Annotated in this window: 13 protein-coding genes; 8 read left to right on the top strand and 5 right to left on the bottom strand. The window is 73.3% G+C overall.

Features of this window, described 5'->3' with window-relative positions; genetic code table 11:
• The first annotated feature begins 118 nt into the window (after positions 1-118).
• The 3 genes from ABEB13_RS15195 (at position 119) to ABEB13_RS15185 (ending at position 3,094) form a co-directional block, all read left to right on the top strand.
• Positions 119-1,567 carry an AAA family ATPase gene (locus ABEB13_RS15195; protein ID WP_345705952.1) on the top strand — a complete coding sequence of 483 codons (1,449 nt, stop codon included), beginning with the start codon at positions 119-121 and terminating at the stop codon, positions 1,565-1,567.
• Positions 1,564-1,962: a nucleotide pyrophosphohydrolase gene (locus ABEB13_RS15190; protein ID WP_380231213.1), complete on the top strand. Its 399-nt coding sequence runs from the start codon at positions 1,564-1,566 to the stop codon at positions 1,960-1,962. The genes ABEB13_RS15195 and ABEB13_RS15190 overlap by 4 nt, the downstream gene beginning before the upstream one ends.
• Positions 1,963-2,158: 196 nt before the next feature.
• Positions 2,159-3,094, top strand: a complete 936-nt coding sequence (locus tag ABEB13_RS15185) for a DUF6099 family protein (RefSeq protein ID WP_345705951.1) — start codon at positions 2,159-2,161, stop codon at positions 3,092-3,094.
• Here the strand turns inward: ABEB13_RS15185 and ABEB13_RS15180 are convergent.
• Entirely contained in the window at positions 3,085-3,303 is a 219-nt protein-coding gene (locus ABEB13_RS15180) for a hypothetical protein (RefSeq protein ID WP_345705950.1), read from the bottom strand. The genes ABEB13_RS15185 and ABEB13_RS15180 overlap by 10 nt on opposite strands.
• A gap of 264 nt (positions 3,304-3,567) precedes the next feature.
• Positions 3,568-4,557 carry a 2,3,4,5-tetrahydropyridine-2,6-dicarboxylate N-succinyltransferase gene (dapD, locus tag ABEB13_RS15175; protein ID WP_345705949.1) on the bottom strand — a complete coding sequence of 330 codons (990 nt, stop codon included), beginning with the start codon at positions 4,555-4,557 and terminating at the stop codon, positions 3,568-3,570.
• Positions 4,558-4,699: 142 nt separating this feature from the next.
• On the opposite strand from dapD, the gene ABEB13_RS15170 reads away from it, so the two are divergent.
• The 3 genes from ABEB13_RS15170 (at position 4,700) to argF (ending at position 10,181) form a co-directional block, all read left to right on the top strand.
• On the top strand, positions 4,700-6,337 hold the full coding sequence (locus ABEB13_RS15170; RefSeq protein WP_345705948.1) for a 3' terminal RNA ribose 2'-O-methyltransferase Hen1: 1,638 nt from the start codon (positions 4,700-4,702) through the stop codon (positions 6,335-6,337).
• Positions 6,334-8,967 carry a polynucleotide kinase-phosphatase gene (locus ABEB13_RS15165; protein ID WP_345705947.1) on the top strand — a complete coding sequence of 878 codons (2,634 nt, stop codon included), beginning with the start codon at positions 6,334-6,336 and terminating at the stop codon, positions 8,965-8,967. The genes ABEB13_RS15170 and ABEB13_RS15165 overlap by 4 nt, the downstream gene beginning before the upstream one ends.
• A gap of 212 nt (positions 8,968-9,179) precedes the next feature.
• Positions 9,180-10,181, top strand: coding sequence for an ornithine carbamoyltransferase (gene argF, locus ABEB13_RS15160; RefSeq protein WP_345705946.1), 1,002 nt, complete (start codon positions 9,180-9,182; stop codon positions 10,179-10,181).
• Between the two features lie 68 nt (positions 10,182-10,249).
• Here argF and ABEB13_RS15155 read toward each other — a convergent pair whose 3' ends face one another.
• From ABEB13_RS15155 to ABEB13_RS15145, 3 genes are all read right to left on the bottom strand, one after another.
• Complete coding sequence (locus ABEB13_RS15155; RefSeq protein ID WP_345705945.1) at positions 10,250-10,786, bottom strand: superoxide dismutase family protein; 537 nt, start codon at positions 10,784-10,786, stop codon at positions 10,250-10,252.
• A 168-nt stretch (positions 10,787-10,954) separates the two neighbouring features.
• Entirely contained in the window at positions 10,955-11,392 is a 438-nt protein-coding gene (locus ABEB13_RS15150; protein WP_345705944.1) for a type II toxin-antitoxin system VapC family toxin, read from the bottom strand.
• A 224-nt stretch (positions 11,393-11,616) separates the two neighbouring features.
• Positions 11,617-11,934 (bottom strand): hypothetical protein, encoded by a 318-nt coding sequence (locus ABEB13_RS15145; RefSeq protein WP_345705943.1) that lies wholly within the window; start codon positions 11,932-11,934, stop codon positions 11,617-11,619.
• Positions 11,935-12,022: 88 nt separating this feature from the next.
• Between ABEB13_RS15145 and ABEB13_RS15140 the strand changes: the two genes are divergently transcribed.
• Entirely contained in the window at positions 12,023-13,258 is a 1,236-nt protein-coding gene (locus ABEB13_RS15140) for a hypothetical protein (protein WP_345705942.1), read from the top strand.
• A gap of 122 nt (positions 13,259-13,380) precedes the next feature.
• Positions 13,381-16,026 carry an aconitate hydratase AcnA gene (gene acnA, locus ABEB13_RS15135; RefSeq protein WP_345705941.1) on the top strand — a complete coding sequence of 882 codons (2,646 nt, stop codon included), beginning with the start codon at positions 13,381-13,383 and terminating at the stop codon, positions 16,024-16,026.
• The last annotated feature ends 37 nt before the right edge of the window (positions 16,027-16,063 follow it).

Below are 16,063 nucleotides of genomic sequence, written 5' to 3'. Positions count from 1 at the left end.
GTCGTTCGGTGGGTGCCGGGTGAGGGTTCCGGCCAGGTCCGACGGCCGTTGCGCCGTTCGTGTGAACAGGTGCGAGCAGGGACGTTTCGCCGCACCGGGCGGCCGCTAAGGTCCCCGGGTGACAAGCGAAGTGGCCCCGTCCGCCGTCCCGTCCGCCGCCCCGGCCGTCCGTGCGATCCGCCGCCCGGCGGTCGAGGAGCTCCGGCTCACCTCCTTCAAGTCCTACCGCCGCACCACGCTGCCGCTCTCCGCGCTGACGGTGCTGCACGGGCCGTCCGGGGTCGGGAAGTCGAACGCGCTCGACGCGCTCGCCGTCCTCTCCCGGCTGGCGATCGGCGAGGAGATCCGGCCCTCCCTGGACGGCGTCGGCGGGACGACCGGGCCGCTCGCCGGGCCCGTCCGCGGCGGTCTGCTCGGCTGTGTGCCGCACGGCCGGAACGCGATCATCCTCGGCTGCACGGTGCGCTCCAGCGCCGGGCCGATCCGGCTGGAGCTCGTCGTCCGGACCGACGACCGGGTCCGGGTCGCCCGGGAACGGCTCACGCTGGCCGGCCGCACCCTGGTCGAGACCGGCGAGCAGGACGTCCGCACCGGCCGGGTGAACGTCACCTGGCACAACGACACCCGGCAGGGCGACATCCGTGCCCCGTTCCCCAGCGACTCCCTGATCACGGCCCAGATCCCGCTGCGGGTGGCCGGCTCCTCGAACGGCGAGCGCACCGTGCTCGCCGCCGCCGAGCAACTGCTCACCGCGCTGCGCGAGGTCTTCCCGCTGCACCCCGTTCCGGCCGCCATGCGCAGCTGGACCAGGCCCGAGTCGCAGGCCAGGCTGGTCGGCACCGCCTCCAACATCTCCGCCGTGCTGGCCCGGCTGGAGCAGGAGTGCAGCCGGCGCTGGGGCCGCCTGCTCAAGGCCGTCCAGGCCGCCGCGCCCTACCCGCTGCTGGGTCTCGGGGTGGCCCGCCGCGGCAGCGAGGGCCAGGAGCGGCTGATGGCCGTCTTCGACGAGGGCGTCCTCGGCCGGACGGGCGCCGACCAGGCGTCCGACGGCATGCTGCGGTTGCTCGCCTTCGCCGCGGTGCTGCTCACCGGTGCAGGAGTGCTGGACGTCGACGCCGCGGCCGAGGTGCCGTCCGCGCACCGCCAGCTGACGGTGCTCGCCGAGGACCTCGGGGCCGGGCTCGGCGCCGAGCAGACCGCCTCGCTGCTGCGGCTGGCCAAGGACGTCTGCGCGAAGGAGGACGTCCGCCTGCTCGCCGCCCTGCAGGATCCGGAGCCTGCCCGGGAGACCGGCGGTGTCCACCTCGTCGAGTGCCGGCGCGATCCGGCCAGTGGCCACAGCGTGCTCGTCCTGCCCGAGGGGTCGCCCGGATCGCCCGCGCTGCCCGCATCGTCCGCGGCGGCCGCGGCGGGTGCGACAACCGCGGCGTCGGCGGCGTCGGCGGTGTCGGCGGTGTCGGCGGTGTCGGCGGTGTCGGCGGTGTCGGCGGTGTCGGCGGCCGAGTCGCCGAGGGTGCCGCCCCAGGCGGGTCGGTCCGCCGTCGGTGGGGTAGACCTGGGGGCGTGACCGATCATGTGCCCGGCCGCCCGGCCGACTCCCTGGAACGGCTGCAGCTGCGGCTGACCGAGTTCGCGGCGGCGCGGCGCTGGCAGCCGTACCACACGCCGAAGAACCTGGCGGCGGCCCTCAGCGTCGAGGCGGGCGAACTGCTGGAGATCTTCCAGTGGCTGACGCCGGAGCAGGCCGATGCGGTGATGGCCGACGCCGAGCGCGCCCACCGGGTCAGGGACGAGGTGGCCGACGTGCTCGCGTACCTGCTGCAGTTCTGCACCTCGGTGGGGGTCGATCCGGCGGAGGCGCTGGCGGCCAAGATCGAGCGGAACGAGACGCGCTTCCCGGTGCCGGGGAGTGCCGGGAGTGCCGGGCGGGCGGAGGACACCGAGGGCCCGGAGGATTCGTAGGACCATCGTTTCGACCGGCGGTCGGCGGTCGAAATCGGACACTTCTTCCCCCGTGCGAGTGACCTCGGTTGTCCACAGGGGCGAGTTGTCCACAGCTCCCGTCGGAGTCCGGGGACGGTCGCCGATCAGTCGGCACGCTGTGCGTCGTGACCCGCCGTCGAGGACGACGGCCCGATGCGAGCGAGGGGAGCGCGGCATGGACGCGCTGCGACTGATCAGGACGGCCCGGCATGCCCTGGCCGAGGCCAGGACGGTACCGGACGTGCTGCTGGAGGCCTGGCAGGCGGGCCTGCTCACGGAGGCGGTCGGCAGCCGGATCGCCGACTGCGAGACGGGCGAGCTCGCGGCCCTCGGTCAGCTGCTCTGCGACGCCGGTTCGCACGCCGCCGGGTGCGTCGACCAGCCTCCCGACGATCCCGCCGGCACCGGTGGTTGGTCTGCCGCCGACTGGCCGGGCGGCGGGCGCGCCGAACGCCTCGGCGAGCTCGGAGCGCTGGAGCCGGTGCTCGGCGAGCTCGGCAGCCTGCTGCACGAGGTCGCCGAGACCCTGGTGGTGCTGGCCTGCGGAGCCGACGCGGAGGGCCTCTACTGGCGGTGCATCGACGGCGTGGACTCCGGGGCGGAGTGCCAGGACTTGGTCGCCGAGCTGTTGCGTACGGTCCGCCGGGAGAGCGGCACACCCGAGCCCGCACCGATGGACGACGAAGGTGTCGACGGCGGGCCGTCCTTCGACGACGCGTCGCAGGCGGAGGGGGCTGCGGACGGCGATGCGGGCGGCCCGGCCGACCCGGTCCCCGACGACCCTGCTCCGCCGGATCCGTCCGAGGGTGACGCGCCCGGGGACAACGCACCTGGTGTCGACGCACCTGGTGTCGACGCACCTGGGGACGGCGCTCGGGACGACCTGGCCACGGCCGGGGGCCGTCCGGCCGGCGGGCGGTGCGCAGTGCGCCTGCCGATGCTGGCCGTACGTCTGGCGCCGCCCGCCGGCAGAGCTGACGCGCGGGCCCTGCCGGCCGGGCCCGTCACGCTCGCCCGACCCAAGGTGCCTGCCGCGCCCGTCGCTCCTGCCGTTCCCGTCGCGGCCGCCACCCCCGTGGGCGCTAGGGGCGACCGGTGGTGTCAGCGGTGAGCGCCGGGGTCCCGCTCGTCGTCCGCCGTTCCGGTGACCCTGGTGGAGGACGCCTGGAGGTCGGCGCCGAGCCCGGCCAGGTTGGCAGTGACCGTCGCCAGCAGCTCCTCCATCTGCTGCAGCAGGCTCTTCGACGCCTCGGCCGCGGACAGGTCCTGAGCGGTCGACTCCTGGGGGCCGGCGGACGCCTCCGGCGTCGGCTCGGACATGGGCTGGGACATGAGCGTGCCCTTCCAGCTCGGTGGTGCGTTGTGCAGCGACGGGTGCCGACGCCGTCCGTCCAACGACCCCCTCATGGCCCGGTCACCCCGCACCACCCGTTGTGGTCCAAACGCAGGCCGGCAGTCGCCCCCAGGGGTGATCGCGGTTTGCGCGTCCGACAGGGCGTCGGATACGCCCGGTGGCCGGAACACCGACGGGCCCGGGCGGTGTACCTGCGTACACCGCCCGGGCCCGCCCGGAAGCACAGGAGATCAGTTGTGTGCGTGCAGCTCCGCGTTGAGCCCGCCCCACGAACCGGAGCGGGCGATGACCTCGACGGCGCCGCTCTGCGAGTTCCGGCGGAAGAGCAGGTTGTCCTGGCCGGACAGCTCGACGGCCTTGGCGACCTTGCCGTCCGGCGTGGTCACCCGGGTGCCGGCGGTCACGTAGAGACCGGCCTCGACCACGCAGTCGTTGCCGAGCGGGATGCCGATGCCCGCGTTGGCCCCCAGCAGGCAGCGCTCGCCGACCGAGACGACCTGCTTGCCGCCGCCCGAGAGCGTGCCCATGATCGAGGCGCCGCCACCGATGTCGCTGTGGTCGCCCACCACGACACCCGCGCTGATCCGGCCCTCCACCATGGAGGTGCCGAGGGTGCCCGCGTTGAAGTTCACGAAGCCCTCGTGCATCACGGTGGTGCCCTCGGCGAGGTGCGCACCGAGCCGGACGCGGTCCGCGTGCGCGATCCGCACACCGGACGGCGCGACGTAGTCGGTCATCCGGGGGAACTTGTCGATCCCGTACAGGGCCAGCTGGCCGCCCTGCGCGCGAACCGCCAGCCGGGCCTGCTCCACGCCGGCCACCGGCACCGGACCGATGCTGGTCCAGGCGACATTGGCGAGCAGCCCGAAGATGCCGTCCAGGTTCTGGCCGTGCGGCCGGACGAGGCGGTGGCTCAGCAGGTGCAGACGCAGATAGGCGTCGTGCGCGTCGAGCGGCTTGTCGTCGAGCGAGGAGATGGTGGTACGCACCGCGACGACCTCGACGCCCCGGCGGGCGTCGCTGCGCAGTGCCTCGGCGGCGCCGGCACCCAGCGCGGCCTCGGCCTGCTCGGCGGTCAGCCGCACGGTGCCGGCCGGGCCGGGCTCGGCGGTCAGCTCGGGCGCGGGGAACCAGGTGTCGAGGACGGTGCCGTCGGCGGCGATGGTCGCCAGGCCGGCCGCAACGGCGCCGCCGGCGGAGGAGGAGGTTTCAGCAGTCACACGGTGCACGTTAGCCAATGGCACCCGGCCGCGGCCAACGCGCTCACCGTGCGGACACGTCGCCCGGAGCACCCCGCCCGCCCTCGCGGCCCGGGCAGAAATCCAGTGCCCCGGCGATCATCCGTCCGCGATACTCGGGCAGGTGTTCATCTCGATCTCCACCACGGCCACCGCCGGACGACCCGCCACCGACCTGGGCTTTCTCCTGCACAAGCACCCGGAGAAGGTCCAGCGGTTCTCGACCGCGCACGGTGTGGCACACGTCTTCTACCCGGAGGCGACGGACGAGGTCTGCACGGCTGCGCTGATGCTCGACATCGACCCGGTCGCCCTGGTCCGCCAGGGCCGTGGGCGGGGGCGGTCGGGCTCGCCCGACCTCGCGCTCGCGCAGTACGTCAACGACCGGCCGTACGCCGCTTCCTCGTTGCTCGCTGTCGCGCTCCGGACGGTCTTCCGGACGGCGATGAAGGGCGTCTGCGACAAGCTGCCCGGCCGGGCCGACCAGGCCCTGCCCCTGCGGATCTCGCTGCCGGCGGTGCCCGCCGTCGGGGGCCGGGAGGGCGGTGGTCCCGGGCTGGTGCGCCGGCTCTTCGAACCGCTGGGGTGGCAGGTCGCCGCGGAGGCCGTTCCGCTGGACAGCTCCTTCCCCGAGTGGGGCGAGTCGCGCTACGTCCGGGTCGAGCTGACCGGCGGGATCCGGCTGGCCGACGCCCTGCAGCAGCTCTACGTGCTGCTGCCGGTGCTCGACGGCGCCAAGCACTACTGGGTGGCCCCGGACGAGGTCGACAAGCTCCTCGCCGCCGGCGAGGGCTGGCTTGGGGCCCACCCCGAGCTGGCCCTGATCACCCGGCGCTACCTGGCCCGCCGCTGGTCGCTCACCCGGCTGGCGATGGAGCGGCTGGCACTCGCGCGGCTGGCCGAAGCGGACGACCGCGAGGCGGAAGAGTTCGACAACGCGGTCGACGACACCCCGGAGGACGAGGAGGCCGCGGCCCGGCCGGATGCGTCTCCCACCGCCCCCGACCAGGAACTGCCGGCTCAGGAACTTCCGGCGCCCGCCCCTGCCTCTGCTCCCGATGTCGTTCCCGCCGCCGCCGCCGCCGCTGCCGCTGCCGCTGCCGCACCGGACAAGGAGCGCCCTCCGTCGCTGGCCGTCCAGCGCCGGGAGGCGATCCTCCGGGCGCTCGCCGAGTGCGGCGCGGCGCGGGTGCTCGATCTCGGCTGTGGCCAGGGCGAGCTGGTCGGCGAGCTGCTCAAGGACACCCGGGTCACCGAGGTACTCGGTGTCGACGTGTCGTCCCGCGCCCTGTCCGCCGCAGCCCGCAAGCTCCGGCTGGACAGGATGTCGGAGCGTCAGGCGGCCCGGGTGCGCCTCGTCCAGGGCGCCCTGACCTACACCGACACCCGGTTGAAGGGGTACGACGCGGCGGTGCTGTCCGAGGTGATCGAGCACCTCGACCTGGAGCGGCTGCCCGCCCTGGAGTACGCGGTCTTCGGCGCGGCCCGTCCGCGGACCGTCGTCGTGACCACCCCCAACGTCGAGTACAACGTGCGCTGGGAGAGCCTCCCGGCCGGCCACGTCCGGCACGCCGACCACCGCTTCGAGTGGGACCGCACCGAATTCCGCGCCTGGGCCGACCGGGTCGCGGCCGCCTACGGGTACACCGTGGACGTCCGACCGGTCGGTCCGCCGGACGAGGAGGTCGGCGCGCCGACCCAGCTCGCCCTGTTCCGGGCCGCCACGACCGACAATGCCCCTGAAGGGAGCGTGACCCGATGACCCCCGACGTCCAGCCGACCGGCGGCCGTCCTGCCGACGGACCGTCCGACGGCACCACGGATGCGGCCGCGGCCGCGCCGCCTGCCCGCCGCCTCCCCGTCACCGACCTGTCCCTGGTCGTCCTGATCGGCACCAGCGGATCCGGCAAGTCCACCTTCGCCCGGACGCACTTCCGGCCCACCCAGGTGGTCTCCTCCGACTACTGCCGCGGCCTCGTCTCCGACGACGAGAACGACCAGTCGGCCTCCGCCGACGCGTTCGACGTGCTCCACTACATCGTCGGCAAGCGGCTCGCCGCCGGCCGGCTCACCGTGGTCGACGCCACCAACGTCCAGCCGGAGTCCCGCAAGCAGCTGGTCAAGCTCGCCCGGGACCACGACGTGCTGCCGATCGCGATCGTCCTCGACGTGCCCGCGTCCGTCTGCGCCGAGCGCAACCGCCACCGGCCGGACCGGCAGCTGCCGGACCACGTCGTCCCGCGCCAGCAGCGCGAGCTGCGCCGGTCGCTGCGCGGCCTCGAACGCGAGGGCTTCCGCACCGTGCACGTCCTGCGCGGCGAGGCGGAGATCGAAGCGGCCGAGGTCGTGCCGGAGAAGCGCTTCAACGACCTGCGCCACCTCACCGGCCCCTTCGACATCGTCGGCGACATCCACGGCTGCCGGTCCGAGCTGGAGACCCTGCTCGCCCGCCTCGGGTACGCGATCGTCCGCGACGAGGACGGCCGCCCCGTCGACGCCGCACACCCCGACGGCCGGACGGTGGTCTTCGTCGGCGACCTCGTCGACCGCGGTCCGGACACCCCGGGCGTGCTGCGCCTGGTGATGGGCATGGTGGCCGCCGGTCACGCGATCTGCGTCCCGGGCAACCACGAGAACAAGCTCGGCCGCCACATGGACGGCCGCAAGGTCAGCCTGTCCCACGGCCTCCAGGAGTCGGTCGACCAGCTCGCCGCGGAGACGGCGGAGTTCCGCGCCGAGGTCCGCGCCTTCATGCGCGACCTGGTCAGCCACTACCTGCTGGACGGCGGTGCCCTGGTGGTCTGCCACGCCGGCCTGCCGGAGAAGTACCACGGCCGCACCTCCGGCCGGGTCCGCTCGCACGCGCTGTACGGGGACACCACCGGCGAGACCGACGAGTACGGTCTGCCGGTCCGCTACCCGTGGGCCGAGGAGTACCGCGGCCGGGCCCTGGTGGTCTACGGGCACACGCCGACACCGGTCGCGAACTTCGTCAACAACACCATCTGCCTGGACACCGGCTGCGTCTTCGGCGGCAGCCTCACCGCGCTGCGCTACCCGGAGCGCGAACTGGTCTCCGTCCCGGCGGAGCAGGAGTGGTACGCGCCCGTCCGGCCGATGCACACCGACGCGCCGGGCGGCCGCGAGGGCCGTCCGCTGGATCTCGCCGACGTGACGGGCCGACGGATCGTCGAGACGGCGCACCACGGCCGGATCTCCGTCCGCGAGGAGAACGCCGCCGCCGCGCTGGAGGTGATGAGCCGCTTCGCGCTCGACCCGCGGCTGCTCGCCTACCTGCCACCGACCATGGCCCCGTCCGCGACCTCACGGCGCGACGGCTACCTGGAGCACCCGGAGGAGGCCTTCTTCGCCTACCGCCACGACGGGGTGCAGCAGGTGGTCTGCGAGGAGAAGCACATGGGCTCCCGGGCCGTCGTCCTGGTCGCCCGGGACGAGTCGGCGCTGGAGAAGCGGTTCGGCATCGCCGGGCCCGGTGCGATCTGGACGAGGACCGGGCGGGCCTTCCTCGGTGACGCCGAGCTCACCGGCGCCGTCCTCGACCGGGTGCGGGCGGCTGCGGAGGCCGCCGGTCTCTTCGAGGAGCTGGCGACCGGCTGGCTGCTGCTCGACGCGGAGCTGATGCCCTGGTCGCTCAAGGCCGCCGATCTGCTGCGCCGGCAGTACGCCGCCGTGGGTGCCGCGGCCGGGGCCGCATTGCCCGAGGTGCTGGCCGCGCTGGAGCAGGCGGCCGGGCGCGGCCTGGACGTCGCCCACCTGACGGCCCGGCAGCGCCAGCGCGCCGCCGACGCGGAGGCCTTCACCGCCGCGTACCGCCGCTACTGCTGGCCGACCGAGGGCCTCAGCGGAATCCGGCTGGCCCCGTTCCAGCTGCTCGCCGCCGAGGGCGCCAACCTCGCGGTGCTGCCGCACGACCGTCACCTCGACTGGATCGACCGGCTGACCGCGGCCGACGACGCCGAGGCGCCGATCCTGCGGCGCACCGGCCGCCTGGTCGTCGACACGACCGACGAGGCGTCCGTGGCGGCCGGTGTGGCCTGGTGGGAGGAGCTGACCGGTGCGGGCGGCGAGGGCATGGTGGTCAAGCCGCTGGCCTCGCTGGTCCGGGACTCCGGCGGCCGGCTCGTCCAGCCGGGTGTGAAGGTCCGTGGCCGCGAGTACCTGCGGATCATCTACGGCCCGGACTACACCGAGTACCTGGACCAGCTGCGCCAGCGCTTCCTCGGCCACAAGCGCTCGCTCGCCCTGCGCGAGTACGCCCTCGGCCTGGAGGCGCTCGACCGGCTGGCCGCGGGGGAGCCGCTCTGGCGGGTGCACGAGCCGGTCTTCGCCGTACTCGCCCTGGAGTCGGAGCCGGTGGACCCGAGGCTCTGAACCCCTCGGATCCCGTCGGACCTCGTCCTGCCCGCGGCTCGCGCTGCGGGCGGGACGGCCCACCAGGGCTCCCGCCCGGCCCCGGCCCGCGCTCCCGCCGCGGCGGCCGGGCCCGGGCGGCATTGGCAGGATCACACCGCCCGAAGATGCATACAAATTCCGAGTGTCGTATACACTTCCTCTCTCAGTATTCGATGACCCAGGAGCCCGGCATGGCGTTCAACCTCCGGAACAGGCACTTCCTCAAGGAGCTCGACTTCACTCCCCAGGAGTTCCGCTTCCTGGTGGACCTCGCCGCCCAGCTGAAGGCCGCCAAGTACGCGGGCACCGAGCAGCCCCGGCTGCGCGGCCAGAACATCGCGCTGATCTTCGAGAAGACCTCCACCCGCACGCGCTGCGCCTTCGAGGTGGCCGCCCACGACCAGGGCGCGAGCACGACCTACCTCGACCCGGCGGGCTCGCAGATCGGCCACAAGGAGTCGATCAAGGACTCCGCACGGGTTCTCGGCCGGATGTTCGACGGCATCGAGTACCGCGGGCACGGCCAGGAGATCGTCGAGGAGCTGGCCGCCCACGCCGGGGTCCCGGTCTGGAACGGCCTCACCGACGAGTGGCACCCCACCCAGATGCTCGCGGACGTGCTGACCATCCGCGAGCACAGCACCAAGCCGGTCGAGGAGGTCGCGCTCGCCTACCTCGGTGACGCCCGGAACAACATGGGCAACTCGCTGCTGGTGACCGGCGCCCTCCTCGGGATGGACATCCGGATCGTCGCGCCGCGGGGGCTGTGGCCGGCGGAGGACGTCCAGAAGGCGGCGCACGCCCTGGCCGAGACCACCGGCGCCCGGATCACCCTGACCGAGTCGGTGGCCGACGGCGTGGCCGGCGCGGACTTCCTCTACACCGACGTCTGGGTCTCGATGGGCGAGCCCAAGGAGGTCTGGGCCGAGCGGATCAACCTGCTCAAGCCGTACCAGGTCTCGATGGACACCGTCCGCGCCACCGGCAACCCGGCCACGAAGTTCCTGCACTGCCTGCCCGCCTACCACGACCTGGGCACCGAGATCGGCCGTCAGATGTACGAGGAGACGGGGATGTCCGAGCTGGAGTGCACGGACGAGCTGTTCGAGTCCGAGCACTCCGTCGTCTTCGACCAGGCGGAGAACAGGCTGCACACCATCAAGGCCGTCCTGGTCGCGACCCTCGGTTCCTGACCGGCCGGAGCCGCCAGGTGGGCGCCGGAAACCGACCAGGACGGCGCCGGAAGCCGATCGGGGCGGCGTCAGAAGTCGACGCTCACGCAGGCGATCCTCTCGCCGGCGGCATGCCCTCCGGCCGGTGCGGAGGTGTGCAGGACCAGTGAGCGGGCCTCCCCGGCCCGGAACGCCCAGGCGAGGTCGGTGCGGCCGGCCGCCGTCCCGCGGGCGTCTGTCCGCAGGGCCAGCCGGGCCTCGTTGCGGTCGTTGGCGTAGGCCGGATCGGTGGAGGGCTGCACCGGGTCGGGCCGGTCCTGGTAGTGCGGGCCGGCCACGGCCGGGTCCGCCCCGCACCGACCGGTGTGCACGTGGGCGGCCAGCCGCAGGTCGGGGGCGAGTCCGCGTACGGCCACCGTGACCGCGGTCCGGGCGTCCGTCCGCAGCTCGGTCACCCGGATGTGCGAGCCGTACGGCACCAGGTCGGCGGCGTAGCTGACGGCCGCCGGCAGGACGAAGGCACTGCCCCGGTCGAAGTCGGCCTCGACCACGGTGGCCGGGGGCGGCGCCAGGGCGGGCAGCAGGGCCAGCGGCAGCAGCGCGGCAGCGCTGTGGGGGACGGGCATCGGGCCCCTCGGTTTCTCGGCGGTGGACGACCGCGACGGACGGCCACAAGAGACGGCAGCCACAGGACGGCAGCCACGATGGTCCGCGGCCACAGGACAACGGCGCTGGTGCGCCGCCCACCACGGTGGCGGGCCGCCCGGCCCCGGGCACGCCGCCATGCCGCCGGGTCACCCGGACGAGCGGCCCGCCCGCGCCGGTGCAGTGTCGCCGCCCCGGATGCCGCGGATCTCGCACCGCGGGCCGCTGGCGCGCATCAGCCGCAGGTCCGCCGTCACCAGCGGCGCGCCGAGCTGCTCCGCGACCGCCACGTACGCGGCGTCGTCGGGCGTCAGATTGTCCTTCAGCTCCCAGATCCGCCCGAGCAGCGGCGTGACGTCGAGCCGGTCGATCTCCAGCGCGGGCAGACCGGCCGCGATCTCCGCGACCCGCTCCGCGGACACCTGCCGCGCCAGGTAGAGCCCGCGCAGCGACTGCATCACCTCGATCAGCACGTGTTGGGGCGCCGCCCAGGCCCCGTCACGGGCCAGTTCGGCCCGTGCTTCGGCGCCGCGCTCGCCCTCGTCGGCCAGCGCCAGTACCAGCGCGGACGCATCCACCACGATCATCGGTCGCCCCCGTCCCGTCGGATCCTCGGTCCCGACCACACGCTAGCCCGCCCGCGCCCCCGGCCGGCCCCGCCGTAGGCCGGCACCCGCAGCCCACCGACCCGCAGCCCACCGACCCCCAGCCCACCGGCCCGCAGCCCACCGACTCCCGGTCCACCGTCAGCGGCCGGTCGCCAGGAGCAGCCCGGCGAGCAGCCCGGTGAGCAGTGAGGCGGCGTTGGCGGTCAGCGAGGCGGCCGCCCGCAGCGGCAGTGCGAGCGGGGCGGGGAGCGGAGCAGCCGGGCGAGTGGCCGCCCGAGCAGCAGCGCCTCGCTCGCGCAGACCGCCGTCTCGGCGAGGGCGAAGGCCGTCCAGTAGGCTGCGGCGGGCCCGGCGGCGAAGCGTCCGAGCACCCACCACAGACCAGGGTGCGTCGCACAGTTGACGACGAGGGCGGCCGCGGCGGCCCGCCCGGGCCGGACTCCGCCGCAGCGGGCGAGCACCACCAGGTAGACAGGTGCCTCGACGAGCAGGGTGAGGGCGAAGGCCAGGGGATACGGCACGGCGGGATCGTGCCACGGGGGAGGACCGGCGGTGGCGACAGGGGCGGTACCCACGGTGCGCGCGACGGCGGACGGTGCGGGTGGAGCCGTGCCGCTGGCCGGTTTCGCCGCGGCCGCGCTGCTGGCGCTGGTCGTGGCCCTGCGGGCCCCGGCGGGCCTGGCCGTCGCCGGGCTCGCCGTGTTCGGCGCCCTGCACAACGTCCTGGAGCTCCGCTACGTCGCCGGCCGTTTCCGGCAGGTGCTGGCCGGGCCCTTCCTGCGGCTGCTGCTCGCGCTGATCACCGGCATCGTGGTCTGCCGCCTGCTCCCACCCGGTCCGGCGTCCCGTGCCGCGGAGATCCTGCTCGCGTACGGGCTGCTGGCGGTCGCATCCGCCCGGGCGCTGCGCCGCCGGCCGTGGGCGCCGGCCGCCGCCGCGGTGGTGTGGGCGACGGCCGCCGGTACCTCGCTGGCGTTCCCGGCGTACCACTTCGTGGTCCTGGCCCACCTGCACAACCTGGTGCCGCTGGTTTTCCTGTGGGAGTGGTCGCGGGGCCTGCCGAGGGGCCGGGCCGCGTTCCTGGCGGTCCAGTTCGGCTGGGTGCTGGCGGTGCCGTTGCTGCTGCTCTCGGGCGCCCTGGACGCCTGGCTGGCGCCGGGTACGGGCTTCACCGCCCGGCTGGCCGTTGCCTACAGTCCGCCGGCCTGGCTGCACACGGCAGCGGGCCTGCGCTTCGTCGCGGTGTTCGCCTTCCTGCAGACCATGCACTACGTCGTGTGGGTCTGGTTCCTGCCCCGGTACGCGCCGGACGCCGCGGCGGCGTTCGAGCGGCGGGTCCCCTGGCTGGGCGGGTGGCGGGCCTGGGCGCTCGGCGCCGCGGCGGGGGCGCGCTCGGGGTGCTGTTCGTCTCTGACTACGCCCAGGGCCGGTCGCTGTACGCGGCGCTGGCGAGCTATCACGCGTATCTGGAGTTCCCCGTCCTGCTGCTGCTCGTCCTGGGGCTCGGGCCCGAGGGCCGGGCCGCCCGTCGAGAGGCCGTTCCGTGTTCGTCGCCGACATCGCTCCCGAGCCCGCCGACTCCGCCGGTCCTGTCGTGATCGTCGTGGTCGCGGTCCTGCTGGTGGCGGGCGTGCTGGCCGTGCTGTGGATCGCCCGCTCCCGACGGCGGCGCTGACACCCCGCACCCTCCGGCGCCCGGCACCGCCGGCCGCCGCACCCTCCACCGCGGCCGCCGCACCCTCCACCGCAGCCGCCGGCCCCGGGGCCGCTGCGGTTGCGCCGGGGCATCGCCCGGTGAAGTTTGGACGCAGGCATGCACTATGGTTTATCTCGACATCGAGATAACTCAGCACTATGATTTATCTTGACGTCAAGATATCTGCCGAGAGCCGCACGCCTTCCACATCGGTGAGGTGGGCTTAGCTAAGGCTTACCTTACCATCGGGTGGACCCAGAAGGAGTCAGTCGTGTCCGCGAACAGCTTCGACGCCCGCAGCTCGCTGCAGGTGGGCGACGAGTCGTACGAGATCTTCAAGCTCTCCGCCGTCGAGGGTGCCGAGCGGCTGCCGTACAGCCTCAAGGTCCTGCTGGAGAACCTTCTCCGCACCGAGGACGGCGCGAACATCACCGCCGACCACATCCGCGCCCTCGGCAACTGGGACGCGGCGGCGGAGCCGAGCGAGGAGATCCAGTTCACGCCCGCCCGCGTGATCATGCAGGACTTCACCGGTGTCCCCTGTGTCGTCGACCTCGCCACCATGCGCGAGGCCGTCAAGGATCTCGGCGGCGACCCGGCGAAGATCAACCCGCTGGCCCCGGCCGAGCTGGTCATCGACCACTCCGTCATCGCCGACAAGTTCGGCACCCCGGACGCCTTCGTCCAGAACGTCGAGATCGAGTACGGCCGCAACAAGGAGCGCTACCAGTTCCTGCGCTGGGGCCAGACCGCGTTCGACGAGTTCAAGGTCGTCCCGCCCGGCACCGGCATCGTCCACCAGGTCAACATCGAGCACCTGGCCCGCACGGTCATGGTCCGCAACGGCCAGGCCTACCCCGACACCTGCGTCGGCACCGACTCGCACACCACCATGGTCAACGGCCTGGGCGTGCTGGGCTGGGGCGTCGGCGGCATCGAGGCCGAGGCCGCGATGCTCGGCCAGCCGGTCTCCATGCTGATCCCGCGCGTGGTCGGCTTCAAGCTCAACGGCCAGCTCCCGGCCGGCACCACCGCCACCGACCTGGTGCTCACCATCACCGAGATGCTGCGCAAGCACGGTGTGGTCGGCAAGTTCGTCGAGTTCTACGGCGAGGGCGTCACCTCGATCCCGCTGGCGAACCGCGCCACCATCGGCAACATGTCGCCGGAGTTCGGCTCGACCTGCGCGATCTTCCCGATCGACGCCGAGACCATCAACTACCTGAAGCTCACCGGCCGTGACGAGCAGCAGCTCGCCCTGGTCGAGGCGTACGCCAAGGAGCAGGGCCTCTGGCACGACCCGTCGGTCGAGCCGGTCTACTCCGAGTACCTGGAGCTGGACGTCTCCACCGTCGTCCCGTCGATCTCCGGCCCGAAGCGCCCGCAGGACCGCGTGATCCTCGCCGAGGCCGCCGAGAAGTTCGCCGAGGCGCTGCCGACCTACTCCGCCGAGGCCTCGAAGCCGACCGCCGTCACCGCCCCCGACGGCTCGTCCTACGAGATCGACAACGGCGCGGTCGTGATCGCCTCGATCACCTCCTGCACCAACACCTCCAACCCCTCCGTCATGCTGGGCGCCGCCCTGCTGGCGAAGAAGGCCGTGGAGAAGGGCCTCACGGTCAAGCCGTGGGTCAAGACCACCCTGGCCCCCGGGTCCAAGGTCGTCATGGACTACTACGAGAAGGCCGGCCTCCTCCCGTACATGGAGAAGCTGGGCTTCAACCTGGTCGGCTACGGCTGCGTCACCTGCATCGGCAACTCGGGCCCGCTGCCCGAGGAGGTCTCGGCCGCCGTCAACGAGTCCGACCTCGCGGTCGTCTCGGTGCTCTCCGGCAACCGCAACTTCGAGGGCCGGATCAACCCGGACGTCAAGATGAACTACCTGGCGTCCCCGCCGCTGGTGGTCGCCTACGCCCTCGCCGGCAACATGAACGTCGACATCACCAAGGACGCCCTGGGTCAGGACGCCGACGGCAACGACGTCTTCCTCGCCGACATCTGGCCGTCCGAGCAGGAGGTCGCCGACACCGTCGCCGGCTCCATCGACGAGGCCATGTTCGACAAGGGCTACCAGGACGTCTTCGCGGGCGACCACCGCTGGCAGTCGCTCCCCGTGCCGACCGGCAACACCTTCGAGTGGGACGCCGAGTCGACCTACGTCCGCAAGCCCCCGTACTTCGAGGGCATGGCCAAGACCCCGAGCCCGGTGACCGACATCGCCGGCGCCCGCGTCCTGGCCAAGCTGGGCGACTCGGTCACCACCGACCACATCTCCCCGGCCGGCAACATCAAGCCGGGCACCCCGGCGGCGCAGTACCTCACCGAGCACGGTGTGGAGAAGCGTGACTTCAACTCCTACGGCTCGCGCCGTGGCAACCACGAGGTCATGATCCGCGGCACCTTCGCCAACATCCGCCTGCGCAACCAGATCGCGCCGGGCACCGAGGGCGGCTACACCCGCGACTTCACCCAGGCCGACGGCCCGGTGTCGTTCATCTACGACGCGTCGCAGAACTACCAGGCCGCCGGCACCCCGCTGGTCGTCCTGGCCGGCAAGGAGTACGGCTCCGGCTCGTCCCGCGACTGGGCGGCCAAGGGCACCGCGCTGCTCGGCGTCAAGGCCGTCATCGCCGAGTCCTACGAGCGCATCCACCGCTCGAACCTGATCGGCATGGGCGTCCTGCCGCTGCAGTTCCCGGCCGGCCAGACCGCCGACTCGCTGGGCCTCACCGGCGAGGAGACCTTCTCCTTCTCCGGCGTGACCGAGCTCAACGAGGGCCGCACCCCGAAGACCGTCAAGGTCACCGCGGGTGACGTCACCTTCGACGCCGTCGTGCGCATCGACACCCCCGGCGAGGCGGACTACTACCGCAACGGCGGCATCCTGCAGTACGTGCTGCGCAGCCTGATCGGCTGATCCGGCACCACGGATCCGAGCGGCCGGGCCGCGTCCC

It is taken from the genome of Kitasatospora paranensis (genome assembly GCF_039544005.1).
Taxonomy (GTDB): domain Bacteria; phylum Actinomycetota; class Actinomycetes; order Streptomycetales; family Streptomycetaceae; genus Kitasatospora; species Kitasatospora paranensis.
Note: the sequence above shows the minus strand (reverse complement) of the source record. Positions and strands in the feature narration are given on the sequence as shown.

What these genes read in the sequence shown, in the direction of transcription:
- ABEB13_RS15180 (WP_345705950.1), bottom strand. Translation starts at nt 3,303, where the DNA reads ATGTCCGAGCCGACGCCGGAGGCGTCCGCCGGCCCCCAGGAGTCGACC.
- ABEB13_RS15155 (WP_345705945.1), bottom strand. Translation starts at nt 10,786, where the DNA reads ATGCCCGTCCCCCACAGCGCTGCCGCGCTGCTGCCGCTGGCCCTGCTG.
- ABEB13_RS15165 (WP_345705947.1), top strand. Translation starts at nt 6,334, where the DNA reads ATGACCCCCGACGTCCAGCCGACCGGCGGCCGTCCTGCCGACGGACCG.
- ABEB13_RS15185 (WP_345705951.1), top strand. Translation starts at nt 2,159, where the DNA reads ATGGACGCGCTGCGACTGATCAGGACGGCCCGGCATGCCCTGGCCGAG.
- ABEB13_RS15150 (WP_345705944.1), bottom strand. Translation starts at nt 11,392, where the DNA reads ATGATCGTGGTGGATGCGTCCGCGCTGGTACTGGCGCTGGCCGACGAG.
- argF (WP_345705946.1), top strand. Translation starts at nt 9,180, where the DNA reads ATGGCGTTCAACCTCCGGAACAGGCACTTCCTCAAGGAGCTCGACTTC.